An 18017-nucleotide genomic window follows, 5' to 3' on the forward strand; every position below is an offset into this window, starting at 1 on the left:
CCCCGTCTCCCCGCGCCGGCCTGTCGCCCGAAACGCTACCCGGCCGACGTGCCCGGATCAGCGGGTCAGCACCAGACCCAGGTAGACCAGCGTGGTGACCAGTTCCACGGCGGCGCCGAGCACGTCGCCGGTGATCCCGCCGAGGCGGCGTACCACGTGGCGCAGCAGCGGGACCGCGACGGCGCCGGCGGCGAGCACGACGAGCGGCCCCTGCCACGGGCGGCCCGGCACGGCGGCGATCGAGACGGCCACGACGGCGGCCGTGCCGAGCGCCGCCGCGACCGGGCCGACGGTGCCGGCGACCAGCGCGCCCAGCCCGTCCGGCCGGGCCGCCGGCACGCCGCGGCGGCAGGCCAGGGTGACCCCGAGCCGACCGGCCGCCGTCGCCGTCACCACCGCCGCGAGCGCCGCCGGCCACGACCGGCCCGCCAGCTCCGCGAGCGCCGCCGCCTGCACCAGCAGTACGACCACCAGCGCGGCCACCCCGAACGGGCCGACGTCCGGCTTCTTCATGATCTCCAACGCCGCCGACCCCCGCCGGTACGACCCGAGCGCGTCCACGGTGTCGGCCAGCCCGTCCAGGTGCAGCCCCCGGGTGAGCAGGGCGCCCGCCGCGACCGTCACCCCCGCCGCGACCAGCGGCGCGGCGGCGGCGGCGAGGAGCAGCAGGGTCCCGGCCAGCGCCGCTCCGAGCAGCGCGCCGACCGCCGGGGCCAGCGCCATCGCGATACCCGCCGTGGCCCGGTCCACCCGACCGGCGCGCACCGGCAGGACGCTGAACGTGGTGAGCGCGAGCCGGACGCCGTCGGCGAGACCTCGCCCGGCCCGCCGGTCGGGCCCGGACCGTTCGTCGGGTTCAGCCGGCACGCCAGCCGGCCGGGTCCGGCTGGGCCGGCTCGTCCGGCCCGGTGGTGGCCGGCCCGGGGCCGGCCGGCTCCGGCTCGCGGAAGTCGGGCTCGCCGGCGTCCGGGTCCGCATCGGCACCGCGGTCCGCCCCGCCGTCGCCCGCCCCGCCGTCGCCCGCCTCGTCGCCGTCCTGCCCGCCGTCGCCGCCGGGCCCCGGGCGGGTGGGCAGCGCGGCGGCCAGCGACAGCACCGAGCGCAACAGCGGCAGGGCGGTCAGCGCGTTGGCGCCCTCGCCCAGGTCGAGGCGCAGGTCCAGCAGCGGGGTCAGGCCCAGCACGTCGGCGGCGAGCCGGACCGCCGGGTGGCCGCCGCAGTCGGCGAGCAGGCACCAGTGCCGGGCCTGCCCGGCCAGGTCCCGGCTGACCATGCCGGCGGCCAGGCCGACCGGGCCGTCCAGCAGCACCGGGATCCGGCGGGCGGTCGCGCCGAGCAGCACGCCGGTCGCCACCGCGATGTCGCCGCCGCCCAGCTCGGCCAGGATGTCCTTGGCGTCCCGGGGGGACCGCCGGGTCCGGTGCATCGCGTCCCGGACCGCCGCGCAGCGCCGCATCCAGGCTGCGTCGTCGATCTCGCCGCTCGCCGTCACCACCCGGCCGAGCACGGCCGGCGGCTCCGCGCCGGCGGTCGCCGCGAGCACCGCCGCCGCGGCGGCGTCGGCACCGGCGCCGCACGCCGCCAGCACGAGCAGCCGTACGCCCGCGTCGGCGGCCCCCTCGGCCAGCCGCCAGCCGTACCGCAGGGCCTTCTCCACCGCCTCGTGGTCCAGCGCGGGCGCGTCCTCCATCGGCCCGGCGCTCGGCGCGTCCACCACCTGGAGGCCGGCGCCGCTGTCGGCGGCCAGCCGGGCCAGCACGCCCCGGCCGGCGCGGGCCTGCGCGGCCAGCCGGGCCGACTCGCCGGGCACGGACCCGGCGGCGGCGTTCCCGGCGTGGTCGCCGTGCAGCAGCAGCACCCGCACGCTGTCCCAGGGCGTCGGGGTGGCGGTGCCCTGGGTGGCGGCGGCGAAGCCGACGACCCGTTCCAGCACGCCCAGCCCGGAACCGGGCACGTCCAGGGTGGCGAGCCGTTGCACCGCCTGCGGCCCGGCGTACTCGTCGGGCATGGGCAGCTCCATGCCGGCCTGGATGACCAGGCCCGTGGTGACCATCGGCAGCGCCATGGTCGGCGCCGACCACGGCGCGCCGGCCGGCTCCGGCGGGGCGGCCGGGGTGAGCACGTCCGGCAGCGCGGCCTCCCGCTCGCCGCCGTCGGGCCGGGCGGTGGCCGGTTCCGACCGCGTGGACGCGTCGCCGGTCGCCGGCACCGGCGCGGCCCGGCCGGTGCCCTGCCCGGCCGGCGTGCCCTGGCCCTGCCCGGCCTGCGTCGGGACGGTGGCGGTGCGCGGGACGGCGGCGGGCTTCAACCAGCTCGCCTGGCCGGCGACCACCAGGACCACCGCGTCGCACGCGTCGGCGACCGCCCGGTTGGCCGCCCCGAGGGCGTCGGTGAACGCCCGGCCCAGCGGGGTGGTCGGCACCAGCGACAGCCCCACCTCGGGACTGACCAGCACCACCCGTGCCGGGCAGTCACGGACCGCCGCGGCCAGCTCGGCGATGGTCGCCGTGTCGTCCGCCGGCTGGTGGGCCGGGTCGAGCAGCACCGTCACCCAGCCGCCGAGGTCGTCGACGAGCAGCGTGTCGTTCGGCCCGGCCGAGGAGACGACGTCGGCCAGCCGGCGCGGGTCGTCGGCGGTCTCCTCGGTGGTCCAGCTCCCCGGGCGGCGGCTCCGGTGCGCCTCCAGCCGGGCCGCCCACTCGGCGTCCTCCGGGTCGCCGGTCGCCGAGGTCGCCACGTAGCGCACCGTGGGCGAGTCGGCCACCAGCGACTCCGCGAACTCGGACTTGCCGGAGCGGATACCGCCGAGCACCAGGACCGTGTTCCACCCGTCAACGGACATGCCCGTACCTTAAGGCCGCCGGACGCCGCCCCGCCCGCCGGCCCGTACCGGTGACCGGTGGCCGGGCGTCGCCGCCGTCCCGGCCCACCTGCGTCGACCGGTCCCCTGGTGTCGCCGCCGCCGGCCCGGCTCAGCCGCAGTGCTCGAACGGGCTGCCGTAGCCGACCCCGCCGACCGCGCCGCCCCATCGCACGCAGGTCCGGTCGGCGTCGGCCCGCACGGGCCCGGCGTAGTACGCGAAGGAGCCGCTGTCGGTGCTGCGGGCCTTCCCCTTCACCTCCAGGTACGCCGACACGGCCGACTTGACGCCGACGGCGGTGTCCTTGAGCGTGACCACGCAGTTCCGGCCGGTCGAGGTCTGGTAGAGCAGGAACACCCGACCCCGCCGGACCCCGTCGGAGCCGGTGAGGGTGGCCGTGTCGATCACCTGGTACCCGCTGCCGCAGGCCTGCGCCGCCGTGTACGGGTTCGGCTTCGGCGGGGCGGCCGTGGTCGGCGCGGTGGTGGCACTCCCGGCACCGGAGGGGTGGGGCGTGGCCCCGTCGGCGGCCGAGCGTGTCGGCCGGGCGGAGGCGGTGGGGCGGGCGGACCCGGCCGGGGCGGTCGGGTCGGCGGCCCCGGTCGCGCCGGGCCGGGCCGGGTGCGCCGGACTGGTGCCGTCCGGCGCGGGCGTGGCGGACGCCGAGCCGACGGTCAGCGCCGTCCGCCGCTCCGGCGACGCCGGCTCCCCGGCCGGCCACAGCTTCGTCACGGCGACCACGGCGACCAGCACCGCGACCACCGCGCCGGCGACCCCGGCCAGGGCGAGGCGCCGGCTGCGGCCCGGCCGGCCCGCCCAGTCCTCCCGGGTGGCTGCCGAGCCGGCATCCGCCCAGCCGGGCCCGCCGGTCGCCGGGTCGGGACCCGCCGGGTACGGCCCCGGGCCGCCCGGCCGCAGAGCCCCGTCCGCGGGGCGGGCCGGCGGGCTCGCGGGCCGGGCCGCCGGCCCGACCGGCCACGGGGCCGACCCGCCGGGCGGTGGGGTCGGCGGCTGGTGCGGCGGGGGCGGCGGTTGGATCGGCGGGCCGGGTCGGGCGGCGGGGTCGGTGGGCTGCCGGGCCGGCCCGACGGACCACGGCGCCGGATGCTCCGGGCCGGGCGCCGGCACCGGAACGGCCGCGCCGGGTCCCCGCGCCGGCCGGGCCGGGCCGGGTTCCTCACCCGACGGGACCGCGCCGGCCACTCCCGTCGGATGGGCCGCGCCGGGTTCTCCCGTCGTCCCGGCCGGGCCGGGGACAGCCTCGGCCGGGCCGGGGACAGGGTGGGCCGGGGCGGGGACCGCCCAGGGCGGGCGGGCCGAGACCGGGAAACGGGCAAGGGTCGCGTCGCGGGCCTGCCACGCCGCGTCGGCCAGCTCCGCCGCGCTGGCGTACCGGTCGGCCGGGCGTTTCGCCATCGCCCGCGCGACCAGCTCGACCACCGGCGGCGGGATACCCGGTGGTAGCGGCGCCGGCTCGTCCTGGGCGTGCCGCAGCGCCACCTGCAACGGGTTCTCCCCGTCGAACGGCGGCCGGCCGGCCAGGCAGAAGTAGGCGACCGCGCCGAGGGCGTAGACGTCGGAGGACGCCGACACCGGCTGCCCGGTGGCCTGCTCCGGGGACATGTACGAGGCGGTGCCGAGCACCATGTGCGCGGCGGTGATGCCGGCCGTGCTCCGGGACCGGGCGATGCCGAAGTCGACCAGGACCACCGAGCCGTCCCGCTTGACCAGCAGGTTCCCCGGCTTGACGTCGCGGTGCACGATCCCGCCGGTGTGCGCGGCGTGCAGCGCCTCCGCCGCCTGCGCCACCACCGACATGGTCGACGCCGGGTCCAGCCGCCCGGCGCGGCGCAGCCAGACCACCAGCGGCTCGCCGTCGACGTACTCCATGACCAGGTAGCTCACCCGGCTGCCGTCGTCGAGGGCGGCCTGCCCGACGTCGTGCACGGCGACGATGCCGGGGTGCCGCAGCGCGGCCATCATCCGGGCCTCGGCCTGGAACCGGGTGATGAACTCCGGATCGTCGACCAGCGACGGCAGCAGCACCTTGACCGCCACCTCGCGGTCGAGCAGCGTGTCGGTGCACCGCCAGACGGCCCCCATGCCCCCGGTCGCGACCCGCTCGTCGAGCCGGTACCGGCCGTTGAGCACCACCCCTTGAGTCAGCACCGCGTCACCGTACCGGCGGCGCCGACCCCGGTCACCCACCGGCCGCCGGGGCCGGTGGCGGTCCCCGGGTGGAGCGTCGGGCCGTCCGGCGCCGCGGCCGACTACGCTTGCGGGGTTCGTCCCAGGGACTTCAGCGGCGAGGGGAGACGCGGCATGGCGTGGAGCTGGCGGTACGAGGGCGCGAACGGCGAGTCGACCGAGGGGCCGGCGGAGACGTTCGGGAGCCAGGCGGACGCCGAGTCGTGGATCGGCCAGACCTGGCGGGAGCTCGCGGCGTCCGGCGTCACCTCGGTCGCGCTCGTCGAGGACGACCGGGTGGAGTACCGGATGAGCCTGCAACCCCCGGCCGAGTGATGACGGGGGACCGCCCGGGCGGCGGCGAGCCGCTGGTGCTCGGCGTGCCCCGGGCGGCGTTCCGGCCCAGCCCGGTCTTCCTCGCCCTGGTCGCGCTCTTCGCGGCCAGCGGCGTGATGGCCTGGAACCGGTTCGGCAACGTCCGGTTCGACGTGTTCCTCTTCGTCGTCTCGGGCTGGTTGGTCTCGCTCTGCCTGCACGAGTACGCCCACGCGGTGGTCGCGTACCGGGCCGGGGACCGCAGCGTCGCGCACCGGGGCTACCTGACGCTCAACCCGTTCAAGTACACCCACCCGTTGCTGTCGATCGCGCTGCCGGTGCTGGTGGTGCTGCTCGGCGGGATCGGCCTGCCGGGCGGCGCGGTGTGGGTGGACCGGCACGCCATCCCGGGGCGGCTGCGGCACACCCTGGTCAGCCTGGCCGGCCCGGCCACCAACGTGCTGTTCACCCTGCTGCTGGTGGCCGTGCTGCGGATCGGGTTCGGCGGGGGCGGGTCGGTGGAGTTCTGGGCCGGGCTGGCGTTGCTGGCGTTCCTCCAGCTCACCGCCAGCGTGCTCAACCTGCTGCCGGTGCCCGGCCTGGACGGCGGCAACATGATCCAGCCGTGGCTGAACCCCCAGTGGCGGCGGATGTACGACCTGTTCGCCCCGTTCGGGTTCATCCTGCTCTTCGCGCTGCTGTGGAACCCGCGCATCGGCGGCTGGTTCTTCGACGCGGTCTTCGCCGTGGCGAACCTGCTCGGCCTGCCCCCGTGGCTCTACGCCGTCGGCCTGGAGCTGATCCGCTTCTGGCGCGGCTGACCCGGCGGCTGGGCGCGGCCGATCCGGGTCCGGCCGGCGCGCCCACGCCGGCCGGACCCGAGGGTCACGGCCGCTGGGGCGGGGACTGGGTCTTCGCCGCGTCGCGCTCGACGATCGGGTCGAAGATGTCGTCGATCGCCTTCAGCAGGCCCGCGTCCAGCTGCACGCCGGCCGCCTTGACGTTGTCGTGCACCTGCTCCGGGCGGGACGCGCCGATGATCGCCGAGGAGACGTTCGGGTTCTGCAACACCCAGGCGATGGCGAGTTGCGGCATGGTCAGCCCGGCCTGCTCGGCCAGCGGCTTGAGCTGCTGCACCCGGGTCAGCACGTCGTCGGTGAGGAACTTGGCGATGAAGCTCGCCCCGGACTTCTCGTCGGTGGCGCGGGAGCCGGCCGGCGGCGGCTGGCCCGGCAGGTACTTGCCGGAGAGCGCGCCCTGGGCCATCGGCGACCAGACGATCTGCCCGAGGCCCAGCTCCTCGCTGGTCGGGATGACCTCGGTCTCGATGACCCGCCACAGGATCGAGTACTGCGGCTGGTTGGAGACCAGCGGGACGCGCAGCTCGCGGGCGAGCCGGTGGGCCTGGCGGATCTCCGACGCCGTCCACTCGGAGACGCCGATGTAGTGCGCCTTGCCGGAGTGCACGACGTCGGCGAACGCCTCCATCGTCTCCTCCAGCGGCGTGCTGTGGTCGTACCGGTGGGCCTGGTAGAGGTCCACGTAGTCGGTCTGCAACCGGCGCAGCGAGCCGTTGATCGACTCCATGATGTGCTTGCGGGACAGGCCGCGGTCGTTGCGGCCCGGCCCGGTCGGCCAGTAGACCTTCGTGAAGATCTCCAGGCCCTCGCGACGCTCGCCCCTGAGGGCCCGCCCGAGCACCTCCTCGGCCTTCGTGTTGGCGTACACGTCGGCGGTGTCGAAGGTGGTGATGCCCGTCTCCAGCGCGGCCCGGACGCAGGCGGTCGCCGCGTCCTCCTCGACCTGCGAGCCGTGGGTGATCCAGTTGCCGTACGAGATCTCGCTGACCATCAGGCCCGAGCGGCCTAGGTGTCGGAATTCCATGCTCTGACCCTAGCCCGGTCGGATCATGGTCATCTGCCTGCGGGTGCCCGGCACGGGTCACAGCAGCGGGCTGGTGTCGGCCAGGAGCCGGTCGATCTGCTCCACCACCCGGTCCCGGCTCGGGTGCACCGGGTCGAGCAACGGCTCGCCCCGCCGGTCGAGCGCGCCCCAGCGGCCGGCACCGTCGCCGACCAGGAACGCGACCGGGTGCACGACCAGCACGGGGTGCGCCGGCGCCACGACCATCCGGCCGGCGCGGTCCACCACCCCGCGTCGGCCGTTCAGCTCCACCACGGCGAGGCCCTCGTCGGTGAAACCGTCGACGTAGCGGCCGTCGGCGAGCGCCGTGGTGAGGCCGTGGTACCGGGTCGGCACGACCACCGCACCGGTCCGGTCGACGGCCCCCCAGCCGCCGTCGGCCCGGACCGCCGCCACGCCACCCCGGAACGGGCGTACGTCGTCGAAGCCCGGCGGGATCGCCACGATGTTGGCCGGGTCGATCGCCATCCAGTTGCCGGCGCCGTCCATCGAGACCCAGGCCAGGCCGTCGGAGAACGAGCCGACCGCGCGGTAGCCGTTGTTCGCCTGGATCAGGGTGCGCCCGGTTTCGTCGATCAGCGCCCACCGGGTGCCCTCCGGGCGGCGTACCCAGGCCATCCCCTCCCGGAACGGCTGCACCTCGGCGTAGTCGGTGCCGACGGCAAGGTTGCCGTCGGCGTCGGCGTACCCCCACCGGTCCAGGTCCTCGTCGTACGTGGGCACCGGCGGCCGGCTGGGGCGCAGGATCTCGTCCCGGCTGCGCGGGTACGGGCCGAAGCCGTCCCGGGCGGCCCGCTCGGCGATCGCGTCGAGCGCCACCCGGGTCCGGCCGGTCAGCTCGGCGTCGGCCGCCCGGCGTAGGTCCAGCGCCCGCTCGAAGTGGTGGCACGCCTCGACCAGCCGGCCCTGGTCGTAGCTGCACCTGCCGGCGTGCTCGTGCAGGGCCGCGCGCAGCCGGTCGGGCAGCTCGGTCGAGTTGGCCTCGGCGAACAGCCGGTCAGCCTCGGCGAACTCGCCCCGCCAGCGCAACACGTGGGCCAGCCGCGCCCGCGCCAACGCGGTCCGCCGCAGCTCGCCGGTGGTCTCGGCGTACGTCAGGGCGAGCCGGGCGTCGTCGAGCGCGTCGTCCAGGTCGCCGAGGATCCGGGACGCGACGGCCCGCAGGCTGAGCAGCCGGGCCCGGGACCGGTTGTCCAGGGCGACGGCCAGCTTGGCGGTCAGCGCCTCCCGCACCGCACGCAACCGCTCCGGGTCGTCGGTCTCCTCCCGCAGCGTCCCGGGGTGCAGTCGCCACCGGAACGCCGCGAGGGTCCGCTCCGGGTCGGCCGCCCCGTCGGCCGGGGCGGCGCCCCGCTGGTCCTGCCCGACCCGCGCGCCCGTCCCGGCCACGGGCTCCGACCCGGCCGGCGACACCGGCCGTCCGGGCGGCCCGGAGGCGGGGTACGCCGGCACACCCGACCCGGAATACGCCGGTGGCCCGGAGATCGACTGCGCCGGTATCCCCGAGGCGGGCCGTGCGGGTGGCGCGGACACGGGCCGCGCGGGTGGCGCGGAGACGGGGCGCGCGGGTGGCGCGGAGACGGGGTGTGCGGGTGGCGCGGAGACGGGGCGCGTCGGCTGCTCCGGCGTCGGGGGCGCCGACACCGGTCCTGCCGGAGCCCTGTCCTCCGGCGTGGAGGCCGGTCCCTGCTCCGCCGGCCCGGCAACGGACGAGCCTCCCGCACTGGCCGTCTCGGCCGGCGGGCGGGCCGCGTCGGCGGCCGGCGGCTCGGGGGCCGGCGCCGGCTCGGCGGCCGGCGGTGCGGTCCTGCTCGGCCGGAACCAGGCGTCCGAGTGGTCCGGAGCAGGCGCGGGGGCGCGTGGCGTCTCGGTCGACACCGGGGCGTCGGGGAGGTTCGGTGGCGGTCCGGTCCGCGCTGCGGGGGAGTCGGCCGGCTGCTGGCCGGGCCGCCCCGGCTCCTGCCGGGACCGCGACGTCGGCTCACCCTCCGCCGTCTCCCCGACATCCTGGACGGCAAGGCTCCCGTGCTCGTCGGCAACGACACGAGGCTCGTCGGGTACGACACGAGGCTCGTCGGGTACGACACGAGGCTCGTCGGGTACGACACGAGGCTCGTCGGGTACGTCGCGTGGTTCGTCCATCCAGACGCGCGGCTCGTCGGGTACGACACGCGACCCGGCGGCGCTGCCGAGAGCGTCGGCGTCCAGTCCGTCCGGGTCCAGTCCGTCCGCGCCCAGTCCGTCCGCGCCGTCGACGTCCGCGCCGGGGTCTTCGACGTCCGCCCTGGGGTCTTCGACGTCCGTGCCGACGGCGTCGTCGAGGTCCACGGGGAGGTCGGTGTTCTTGTCAGCGGGCAGCGGAACGTCCGGCGGCTCCGGGAATTCGTCCGGCGCGCCGTCGGCGTCGAGGCCTGGCCGATCGCTGTTCGCCTCGTCGGGGTCCGTCGAGCTGGCGTCCGGCTCGGCGGTGCGTGGATCGGCGGTGCCCGAACCCGGCTCGACCGGCGGCTCCGGGGTGTCCGGGGCCGGAGGCAGCGGGCCGCGCGACGCCTCGGCGGGGTCCGGCTGGCGCGGAACCGACTGTGATCCCGTGTCCTCGGCGGGGCTGTCGTCCTCGGCTGGGCGAGCCGACGACAACTCGCCCGCGTCGGGCGTCCCGACACCGGCGTCCGGCTCTGCGGGACCGGCGTCCGGCTCTGCGGTACCGGGGGCCGGGCTGCGGTCGGCGGGTGCTCCGACGAGGGCCGGAGGGCGATCCGCCCGGGTGCGCGGTACCAACCCGGCAACGTCCACCGGTACGGATTCGTCAGCCACCGCGTCCGTCGGGCCCGCCACCGCCGGCACGTCGACCCCCGGGGCGGATCCCACCAGTGGTTCGTCCCACAGCGCGGGTGCGGGTGCGTGCTCGACCGGCTCGGGGGCCGGCAGGAACTCCAGTCGCAGCCGGGCCGCTGGCGGCCCGGAGACCGGCTCGACCGGCACAGTGGACGCCGCGCCCTCGGGCGGCCCGAAGACGGGCCGTACCGGCGGCCCGGGCTGGCTGGGTGGCCCGGTTACCGGTGCTGCCAGCGGCCCGGACACCGGCGCGACGGACGTCGGGCCCGTGGCCGCCGGGGCGGCGGGTGGCGGGGCAACCGGCTCCACCGGAGGCGCGGAAACGGGTGGCGCGGAAACGGGTGGCGCGGAGTCGGACGGTGCGGGAACGGGTGACCCGGAGACGGGTGGCCCGGAGACGGACGGTGCGGGCATGGGTGGCCCGGAGAGCGGCGGGCCGGATCCGGGGACACCCGCAACCGGCACGCCCCGGGCGGGCTGTTCGGGGCCGGCCGTGCCGGGAGCCGGCGGTCCGGCCAGTGGCGGGCCGGAGCTCGGAGGACCCGAGACCGGCCGACCCGGAGCAGACAGTCCGGCCACGGGTGGACCCGAAACCGGCGGACCCGTCACCGACCGGACCGGGATCGGCGGACCCGACACCGGCCGTCCCGGGGCCGGAGCGCCGGAGGTAGGAGCGCCCGACACCCGCGCGCCCGAGACGGGCGCGTCGGTCGTGGACGGGGTGCGTCGCTCGTCGTGCGGTGCGCCGGCGGCCGGCTCGACCGGTGACCGGTGCGGCGCAGCCGGTCGGTGCGGCGGTGGGCCGAACCGGGGCGCGTCGCCGGGCCGCTGTTCGGTGCCCGGGCGTGCGGCCGGCCGGTCCGCGTGGACCGGATCCGGCCCGGGGCGACGGGCGGCCGGCGGGCTGGCCTCGGGGATGGGCCGGACCGGGGTCACGGGCGGGTGCCCGGCGGGCCGCGGGTCGTCGCGGCGTGGCAGCGTGCCCCGGTCGTCATGGCGCGGCGGGGCGAGCCGGTCCTCGTGGGGCGGCGGGGCGAGCCGCCCGTCGCGGGTGGGCGCAGCGGGCCGGTTCTCGTGGGCCGAGGCGTCCCGGTCGACCGGCGTGGGATGCCCGTACCGGTCGGTGCCGGGCCGCGCGTCGGGCCGGCCTTCGACCGGTCCGGCCGGGCGGTGCGGGTCGGCCCGGGCGGGGTCCGCGAACCAGGGGTCCTGACGCATGCCGTCGACCCGTCCTGCGCCGTCGCCGGGCCGTGCGCCGTCGACCGGCCGTGCCGGGTGGACCGGGTCGGTCGGGCGTGCGTCGGGGCGGGGAGCGTCGCCGGGGCGTCCGGGTGCCGGGCCCGGGTTGGGCCGCAGGGGACCGGGCTCCGGCCAGGGCAGCCCGCCGTCGCGGGCCGCCGCCGGCCGGACGGTCGGGTCGCGGTACGGCTCCGCCCACGAGGCGGCCTCCCGGCTGGCCTCCCGGTACGGTTGCCCGTCCCGCTCGACGGGACGGTGCGGTGCGCCGGCAGCGGGTCGGCCGACGTCCGGCTGGCCGACGCCGGCTCGGCCGGCATCCCGCTGCTCGTGCCCGGGCACCGGTCGGTCGGCGGGGCGCGCGGAGCCGGTGCCGGGCGGCGCCGGTCGGCCGTCACGGTCCCGGGCCGGGCGGGCCTCCTGATCCGGGCTGGGCCGGCCGGCGCGGTCCGGGGCCGGCCAGCCGTCGCGCTCCAAGCTGGGTCGGCCGTCGCGCTCCTGGCTCGGGCGGCCGTCGTGGTCGAGGGCGGGTCGGCCGTCGCGGTCCAGGGTGAACCGGGGACGTTCCGGCCAGCCGGATCGGTCGTGGCCGGGCCGGTCGGGACGGGGCCGGTCGCCGGTCGTCCGGTCGTAGGGGTGGTGCGGGAATTCCTCCGGCTCGGGCAGCCAGCCCGGCTCGTGCCGGTGCGCGGGGGACACCGGCGCCGTCGGCCCGACCGGGGGAGTCCGCCGGCCGGGGCCGGTCGGGTGTCGCTGGTCGTACCGGTCGCCGTGCCAGCCGGCCGCCGGGTCGCGGTCCACCGTCCACTCGGGCCGGCGCGGCTCGTGGCGCGCGGGCAGGTCCGGATCGGGCCGCGGCGGGTACGCGTCGACCGGGCCCCGATCCGCCGGGCGCTGGTCGCGGCGCCACCCGCCGTCGTCGTGGCCCCGGCGGCCGTACCCGTCGTGGTCCGCCGCCGCGGGCCGGCGGTCCTCGCCCCGCCGGCCGTACCCGCGCTCGTCGTGTTCGGTGGTCCCGGCGCCACGCGGGCGCCACGCCTGTTCGCGCTCGTCGTGGCCGTGCCGGCCGGGATCCCGCTCGTCGTGGCCCCGGCTGGGGTACCCGTCCTGGTCGGCCGGGCCCGGGCGGTGGTCGACCCCGCCCCGCCACTGCTGGCCGCCGGGCGCCGGGATCCGTTGCTCGTGCGCCGGCGACCGGGTGTCGTAACCGGCAAGGCGATCGTCGACGGGGGCGGCGTGGTCCCGCACCGGGCCGGCCCAGGCCGGGCGGGCGTCGGGCCGGCGCGGCTCGGCCGGGCCCGCGCGGCGGTCGTCCCGGTCGCGTCGGGTCTGGCCGTCCGGGGCGAGGCCCTCCCGGGGGTACGCCCCCTCGCGCCTGCCCGGCGCGGGGCTCACCGGCCCGGGGTCGGGGGCGGGGCTGACCGGCTGCACCCCGGCCCGGCCGACCACGGCGGCCCGGCCGCGGTGCTGGGGCGGCGGGTTCCGCAGGCCGATGTCGCCGGGGTAACGCTGCCCCGGGAACTGCGGCTGCCACTCGGTGGTCGGCTCGAACACCCAGGACGGCTCGGCCGGATCACGCCAGCGGTCGTAGAAGTCGCCGTTCATCGCAAGGCCTCGTCGCCGCCCGCGTGGCAAGCCCCGGTGCCCGGCTCGCGTCGCTCGCTCACGGCGATGTCACCTCGTTGGAAATTGTCGCGCTGGGCGCCCAGCCTGCCGGTAAAGTCGCCCGGTCCGGCACGGTGTGGCTGCGGAAGGAGGGTAACGGCGTGGGCTCGGTCACCGCCACTGTGGCACCGGCCACCGAGTCAAACGTTATCCTATGGTTTCGGACATTCGGGGCTATAGCGGGATCGGGATTCCGACGATACGCCACGTACCGCCAGGCGGCGGTGGCCGGCGCCGTCACCAACACCGTCTTCGGTTTCCTGCGCTGCTACGTCCTGCTCGCCGTGGCCGGCGCCGCCGGCGGCGCCGCCGGCGGCGCCGCCGGCGGCGCCGCCGGGTACGACCGGGAACAGCTCGCCACCTTCGTCTGGGCCGGGCAGGGCCTGCTGGCGGTGGTCCTGCTCTGGGGCTGGACCGACCTGGCCGACCGGATCCGCACCGGGGAGGTGGCCAGCGACCTGCTGCGGCCGGTCCACCCGGTGACCAGCTACCTCGCCACCGACCTGGGACGGGCCGGCTGGGCCGGCGTGTCCCGGCTGCTGCCGCCGGTGCTCGTGGGCCCGATCTTCTTCGACGTCCACCTGCCCGCCCGCTGGCCGACCGTGCCGCTGTTCGTAACCTCCGTGCTGCTCGCGGTGGTGCTCAGCTTCGGCTGCCGGTTCCTGGTCAACGCCACCGCCTACTGGCTTGAGGACGTCCGGGGCCCGCAGATCCTCTGGGTCCTCGCCTCGGGGATGCTCGCCGGGCTCTACTTCCCGCTGCCCTTCCTGCCCGACGCGGTGTACCTGACGTTGCAGTTCGGCACCCCGTTCCCGAGCCTGTTGCAGATCCCGCTCGACGTGCTGGTCGAGCGGGATTCGACGGCCACCCAGGTCGGGCTGGTCGCGGTGCAGGTCGGCTGGGCGGTGGCGGTCCTGGCGCTGTGCCGGCTGGTGCAGCGTCGCGCCGAGCGCCGGCTGGTGGTGCAGGGTGGCTGAGCCGGTCGCCCTGCCCCGGCAGCGGCCACCGGGGCGTCCCCGGCCGCGGTCCGGCCGGCTCGCCGCGTACCGGGCGCTGCTCGGGGCGCAGGCGCGGTCGCAGGCCGCGTACCGGACGTCGTTCGTGGTGGACCTGGTCGGCAACGTCGGGGCCACCGTCTTCGACGTGGTCACCGTGCTGGTGATCTTCGGGGTCACCCGGGAACTGGGCGGGTTCACCCTCCGCGAGACGCTGGTGATGGTGGGCCTGTCCACCGCCGCCTTCGCCACCGCCGACCTGCTCGTCGGCAACATCGAGCGGCTGCCCCGGTACGTGCGCACCGGCCTGTTCGACGCCGTGCTGGTGCGTCCGCTCGGCGCGCTGCCCCAGCTCCTGCTGATGGACCTGCCGCTGCGCAAGGTGTCCCGGGCGCTCTTCGGCCTGGCCGTGCTCGTGGTGGCGGTCGGCTCGGCGGGGATCGACTGGACCCCCGGCCGGGTGGCGCTGGTGCTCCTCGCCCCGCTGGCCGGGGTGGTCTTCTTCGGCTCGGTCTTCGTGGCCACCGCCACCGTCTCGTTCTACTGGACGGAGTCGGGGGAACTGGCCAACTCGGTCACCTACGGCGGGCGCGACTTCACGTCGTACCCCGTCACGGTCTTCGACGGCTGGTTCCGCGCGGTCTTCGCGTACGGGATGGGGTTCGCCTTCGTCAGCTACCAGCCGGCGCTGGCGCTGCTCGGCCGCGCCGACCCGCTCGGCCTGCCGGCCTGGGCCGGGTGGGCCGCGCCGGCGGTCGCGCTGGTCGCCGCCGCGCTCGCCGCCACCGCCTGGCGCGTCGGGGTCCGCCACTACCGGAGTACGGGGTCATGAGCGTCATCGAGGCACGCAACCTGCGCAAGGAGTTCACGGTCCGGGTCAGGGCGGGGCGGCTGCGCCGCGAGAAGCGCAGCGTCGGCGCGGTCGACGGGATCGACCTGCTCGTCGCGCGGGGCGAGATGCTCGGCTACATCGGCCCGAACGGCGCCGGCAAGTCCACCACCCTGAAGATGCTCACCGGCGTGCTCACCCCCACCTCCGGCGAGGTGCGCGTCTGCGGACTGCGCCCGGTGCCCGAGCGTACCCGGCTGGCGTTGCGCATCGGCGTGGTCTTCGGCCAGCGCTCCCAGCTCTGGTGGGACCTGCCGCTGCGGGACTCGTTCGACCTGCTCCGGCACGTCTACCGGGTGCCGGCCGCCGAGCACGCCGCCCGGCTGCGCCGCTGCCGCGACCTGCTCGACCTGGACGGCTTCCTGGACACCCCGGTCCGCCAGCTCTCCCTCGGCCAGCGGATGCGCGGTGAGCTGACCGCCGCCCTGCTGCACGGTCCGGAGGTGCTCTTCCTCGACGAGCCGACCATCGGGCTCGACGTGGTGAGCAAGCAGGCCGTGCGGGGATTCCTGGGTGAGCTGGGCCGGGCCGGCGACACCACCCTGGTGCTCACCACCCACGACCTGGCCGACATCGAGCGGCTGTGCCGGCGGCTCGTGGTGGTCGACCACGGTCGGGTGGTGCACGACGGCACGATCGCCGCGCTGCACGACCGGTACGGCTCGCGCCGCCTCGTCGTCGCCGACCTGGACGCCGCCCTGCCGGAGCCGCCGGAGCTGCCCGGCGCGCCGCTGCGCCGGGTCGAGGCCGAGGGGCACCGGCTGGTCTTCGCGCTGGAGTCGGCGGGCGCCGCCGAGGTGGTGGCCGCACTGGCCGGGCTGGCCAGCCTGCGCGACATCTCGATCGTCGAGCCGGACATCGAGGAGGTCGTCGCCCGGCTCTACGCCGGCCCGGGAGGGCTCCCCGAAACGTTCGGCAGGGCAGGAATCACTTCCTGACCGCCGCCGTCCCGCCCGGTACGGGTCAGACCGGGTCGCCGATGTTGACCCGGGGCTCCGGCGCGCGCATCCGGCGGAAGGTGATCGACCGCATGATCGCGTACAGGTAGAGCGAGCCCAGCCGCTCGCCGCTGTTCGGGAAGCGCTCCCGGACCAGCTTCTTGATCTTGCGGCTGATCAGGACCGAGTCGATCACCACGCCGAGGGCGAGCGCGCCCCAGAGGATGTTCGAGATCAGCCGGACGATCGGCGGCATCGCCTGGTTCGAGCCGAGCAGCACGATCAGCGCCCCGCCGAAGAACCAGGTGCCCACCGTACGGCGGGAGTCGACCACGTTGCGGGCCAGCAGCTTCTCCGGACCGCGATCGCGCGGGCCGCCCTCGCGGCGGAACTCGGCCGACGACTCGGCGCGCAACCGCCGACGCCGCTCCCGGGCCTCCTCCTTGGTCAGCGGCTTGGTCGGACCGGCCGGCCGGCGGCCGGCGACGGGCCGCTTCGGCGTCTCCCGCCCCAGTTCCTTCTTGCTCGGGGTGTAGCCCCGGCGGGCGGGCGCGGACGCCTCGTCGGGCGTCACCGAGGTGACGGACTCGTCAACGAGGTCGGAGGACTTGCGGCGAAACAGCGACGGCACGGGGAAAGGGTAGCCAAACGCCCGCGCCCGGTGCACATCGCGGTGCACCGGGCGCGGGGCGGAGGTGAGCGAGGTTACTGGCGACCCCCGCCGTGGGCGGTGTTACGGCCGCCCGACGTGGCCGGGGCCGCCCGCCGTGGGCGGTGTCACGGCCGCTCGGCGTGGGCGCCCAGGTCGGCCAGCTTGGCCTCGAAGTCCTCGTAGCCCCGGTTGATCAGGTCGACGCCGTACACCCGGGAGGTGCCCTCGGCGGCGAGCGCGGCGATCAGGTGGCTGAACCCGGCGCGCAGGTCCGGGATGACCAGGTCGGCCGCGTGCAGCTTGCTCGGGCCGGCGATCACCGCGGAGTGCTTGAAGTTGCGCCGGCCGAACCGGCACGGGGTGCCGCCGAGGCAGTCGCGGTAGACCTGGATGTTGGCGCCCATCGTGTTCAGCGCCTCGGTGTAGCCGAGCCGCTGCTCGTACACCGTCTCGTGGACGATCGACAGGCCCCGGGCCTGGGTCAGCGCCACCACGAGCGGCTGCTGCCAGTCGGTCATGAAGCCGGGGTGCACGTCGGTCTCCAACGCCACCGACTTCAGCTCGCCGCCCGGGTGCCAGAACCGGATGCCGCCCTCCTGGCCCGGGTCGCCCAGCTTCGGCGGCCGGGCGTCGGTGACCTCGTACTCGCCGCCGACCGAGCGGAAGACGTTCAGGAAGGTCATCATGTCGGCCTGCTGCGCGCCGAGCACCTCGACGTGGCCGCGGGTGGCCAGCGCCGCCGCCGCCCAGCTCGCCGCCTCGATCCGGTCCGGGATCGGCCGGTGGGTGTAGCCGTGCAGCTTCGGCACGCCCTGGATCTCGATCACCCGGTCGGTGTGCACCTTGATGATCGCGCCCATCTTCTGCAGCACGCAGATCAGGTCGATGATCTCCGGCTCGACGGCCGCGTTGCGCAGCTCGGTGACGCCCTCGGCCATCACGGCCGTGAGCAGCACCTGCTCGGTGGCGCCGACGCTCGGGTACGGCAGGGCGAACTTGGTGCCGTGCAGCCCGTTCGGGGCGGACAGGTGCAGACCTTCCGGGGTCTTGTCGACCGTGGCGCCGAACTCGCGCAGCGCCTGGAGGTGGAAGTCGATCGGGCGCGGCCCGATGTGGCAGCCGCCCAGGTCCGGGATGAACGCGTGGCCGAGCCGGTGCAGCAGCGGCCCGCAGAACAGGATCGGGATGCGGCTGGAGCCGGCGTGCACGTTGATCTGGTCGGTGCTGGCGCTCTCGACGTTGGCCGGGTCGAAGACCAGCTCACCGTCCTCCTCGCCGTCGGTGACCTTGACCCCGTGCAGGCCGAGCAGCCCCCGGACCACCTCGACGTCGCGGATGCGCGGCACGTCGAACAGCCGGCTGGGGCTGTCGCCCAGCAGGGCGGCGACCATCGCCTTGGAAACCAGGTTCTTCGCGCCGCGCACGCGGATCCGCCCTTCCAGCGGAGTACCTCCGTGTACGACCAGGACGTCGTCGGTCAACGCAACCTCCAGCGCGTCGGTGCTGCCGTGTTTGTGGTGA

The 18017-nt window shown here is 76.8% G+C and carries 11 protein-coding genes and 1 pseudogene; 5 read left to right on the plus strand and 7 right to left on the minus strand.

The window, feature by feature from the left end; all coding sequences use genetic code 11:
• Nucleotides 1-57: 57 nt before the first annotated feature.
• The 3 genes and pseudogenes from OOK41_RS11350 to OOK41_RS11360 form a co-directional block, all read right to left on the minus strand.
• Entirely contained in the window at nucleotides 58-867 is an 810-nt protein-coding gene (locus OOK41_RS11350; protein WP_266264458.1) for an adenosylcobinamide-GDP ribazoletransferase, read from the minus strand.
• On the minus strand, nucleotides 857-2842 hold the full coding sequence (locus OOK41_RS11355; RefSeq protein WP_266264460.1) for a bifunctional adenosylcobinamide kinase/adenosylcobinamide-phosphate guanylyltransferase: 1986 nt from the start codon (nucleotides 2840-2842) through the stop codon (nucleotides 857-859). Before OOK41_RS11355 ends, OOK41_RS11350 begins: the two co-directional genes overlap by 11 nt.
• A gap of 1378 nt (nucleotides 2843-4220) precedes the next feature.
• Nucleotides 4221-5030, minus strand: a pseudogene (locus OOK41_RS11360) (serine/threonine-protein kinase); the annotation flags it as partial.
• Nucleotides 5031-5183: 153 nt separating this feature from the next.
• Between OOK41_RS11360 and OOK41_RS11365 the strand changes: the two are divergent.
• Together OOK41_RS11365 and OOK41_RS11370 are read left to right on the plus strand one after the other, a co-directional pair.
• Nucleotides 5184-5384, plus strand: a complete 201-nt coding sequence (locus tag OOK41_RS11365; protein WP_117669006.1) for a hypothetical protein — start codon at nucleotides 5184-5186, stop codon at nucleotides 5382-5384.
• Nucleotides 5384-6184: a site-2 protease family protein gene (locus OOK41_RS11370; RefSeq protein ID WP_117668967.1), complete on the plus strand. Its 801-nt coding sequence runs from the start codon at nucleotides 5384-5386 to the stop codon at nucleotides 6182-6184. Before OOK41_RS11365 ends, OOK41_RS11370 begins: the two co-directional genes overlap by 1 nt.
• A gap of 64 nt (nucleotides 6185-6248) precedes the next feature.
• Here OOK41_RS11370 and OOK41_RS11375 read toward each other — a convergent pair whose 3' ends face one another.
• Together OOK41_RS11375 and OOK41_RS11380 are read right to left on the minus strand one after the other, a co-directional pair.
• Complete coding sequence (locus OOK41_RS11375) at nucleotides 6249-7247, minus strand: aldo/keto reductase family protein (protein ID WP_266264462.1); 999 nt, start codon at nucleotides 7245-7247, stop codon at nucleotides 6249-6251.
• Between the two features lie 57 nt (nucleotides 7248-7304).
• On the minus strand, nucleotides 7305-12962 hold the full coding sequence (locus OOK41_RS11380; protein WP_266264465.1) for a WG repeat-containing protein: 5658 nt from the start codon (nucleotides 12960-12962) through the stop codon (nucleotides 7305-7307).
• A 161-nt stretch (nucleotides 12963-13123) separates the two neighbouring features.
• Between OOK41_RS11380 and OOK41_RS11385 the strand changes: the two genes are divergently transcribed.
• The 3 genes from OOK41_RS11385 to OOK41_RS11395 are packed head-to-tail and all read left to right on the plus strand — an operon-like array spanning nucleotide 13124 to nucleotide 15844.
• Nucleotides 13124-13999: an ABC-2 family transporter protein gene (locus OOK41_RS11385; RefSeq protein WP_266267782.1), complete on the plus strand. Its 876-nt coding sequence runs from the start codon at nucleotides 13124-13126 to the stop codon at nucleotides 13997-13999.
• On the plus strand, nucleotides 13992-14849 hold the full coding sequence (locus OOK41_RS11390) for an ABC transporter permease (protein ID WP_243639663.1): 858 nt from the start codon (nucleotides 13992-13994) through the stop codon (nucleotides 14847-14849). The genes OOK41_RS11385 and OOK41_RS11390 overlap by 8 nt, the downstream gene beginning before the upstream one ends.
• The gene (locus tag OOK41_RS11395) at nucleotides 14846-15844 is read left to right on the plus strand and encodes an ATP-binding cassette domain-containing protein (RefSeq protein ID WP_117668964.1); all 999 of its coding nucleotides are present in this window, start codon (nucleotides 14846-14848) and stop codon (nucleotides 15842-15844) included. Before OOK41_RS11390 ends, OOK41_RS11395 begins: the two co-directional genes overlap by 4 nt.
• Nucleotides 15845-15869: 25 nt before the next feature.
• Here the strand turns inward: OOK41_RS11395 and OOK41_RS11400 are convergent, their stop codons facing one another.
• Both OOK41_RS11400 and murA read right to left on the minus strand, forming a co-directional pair.
• A complete protein-coding gene (locus OOK41_RS11400) occupies nucleotides 15870-16475 on the minus strand; it encodes a DUF3043 domain-containing protein (protein ID WP_117668963.1) in 606 nt (201 codons plus the stop codon).
• A 146-nt stretch (nucleotides 16476-16621) separates the two neighbouring features.
• The gene (murA, locus tag OOK41_RS11405) at nucleotides 16622-17977 is read right to left on the minus strand and encodes a UDP-N-acetylglucosamine 1-carboxyvinyltransferase (RefSeq protein WP_117668962.1); all 1356 of its coding nucleotides are present in this window, start codon (nucleotides 17975-17977) and stop codon (nucleotides 16622-16624) included.
• Nucleotides 17978-18017 lie beyond the last annotated feature (40 nt).

Source organism: Micromonospora sp. NBC_01655, assembly GCF_026339755.1.
In the GTDB taxonomy this organism is placed as follows: Bacteria; Actinomycetota; Actinomycetes; order Mycobacteriales; family Micromonosporaceae; genus Micromonospora.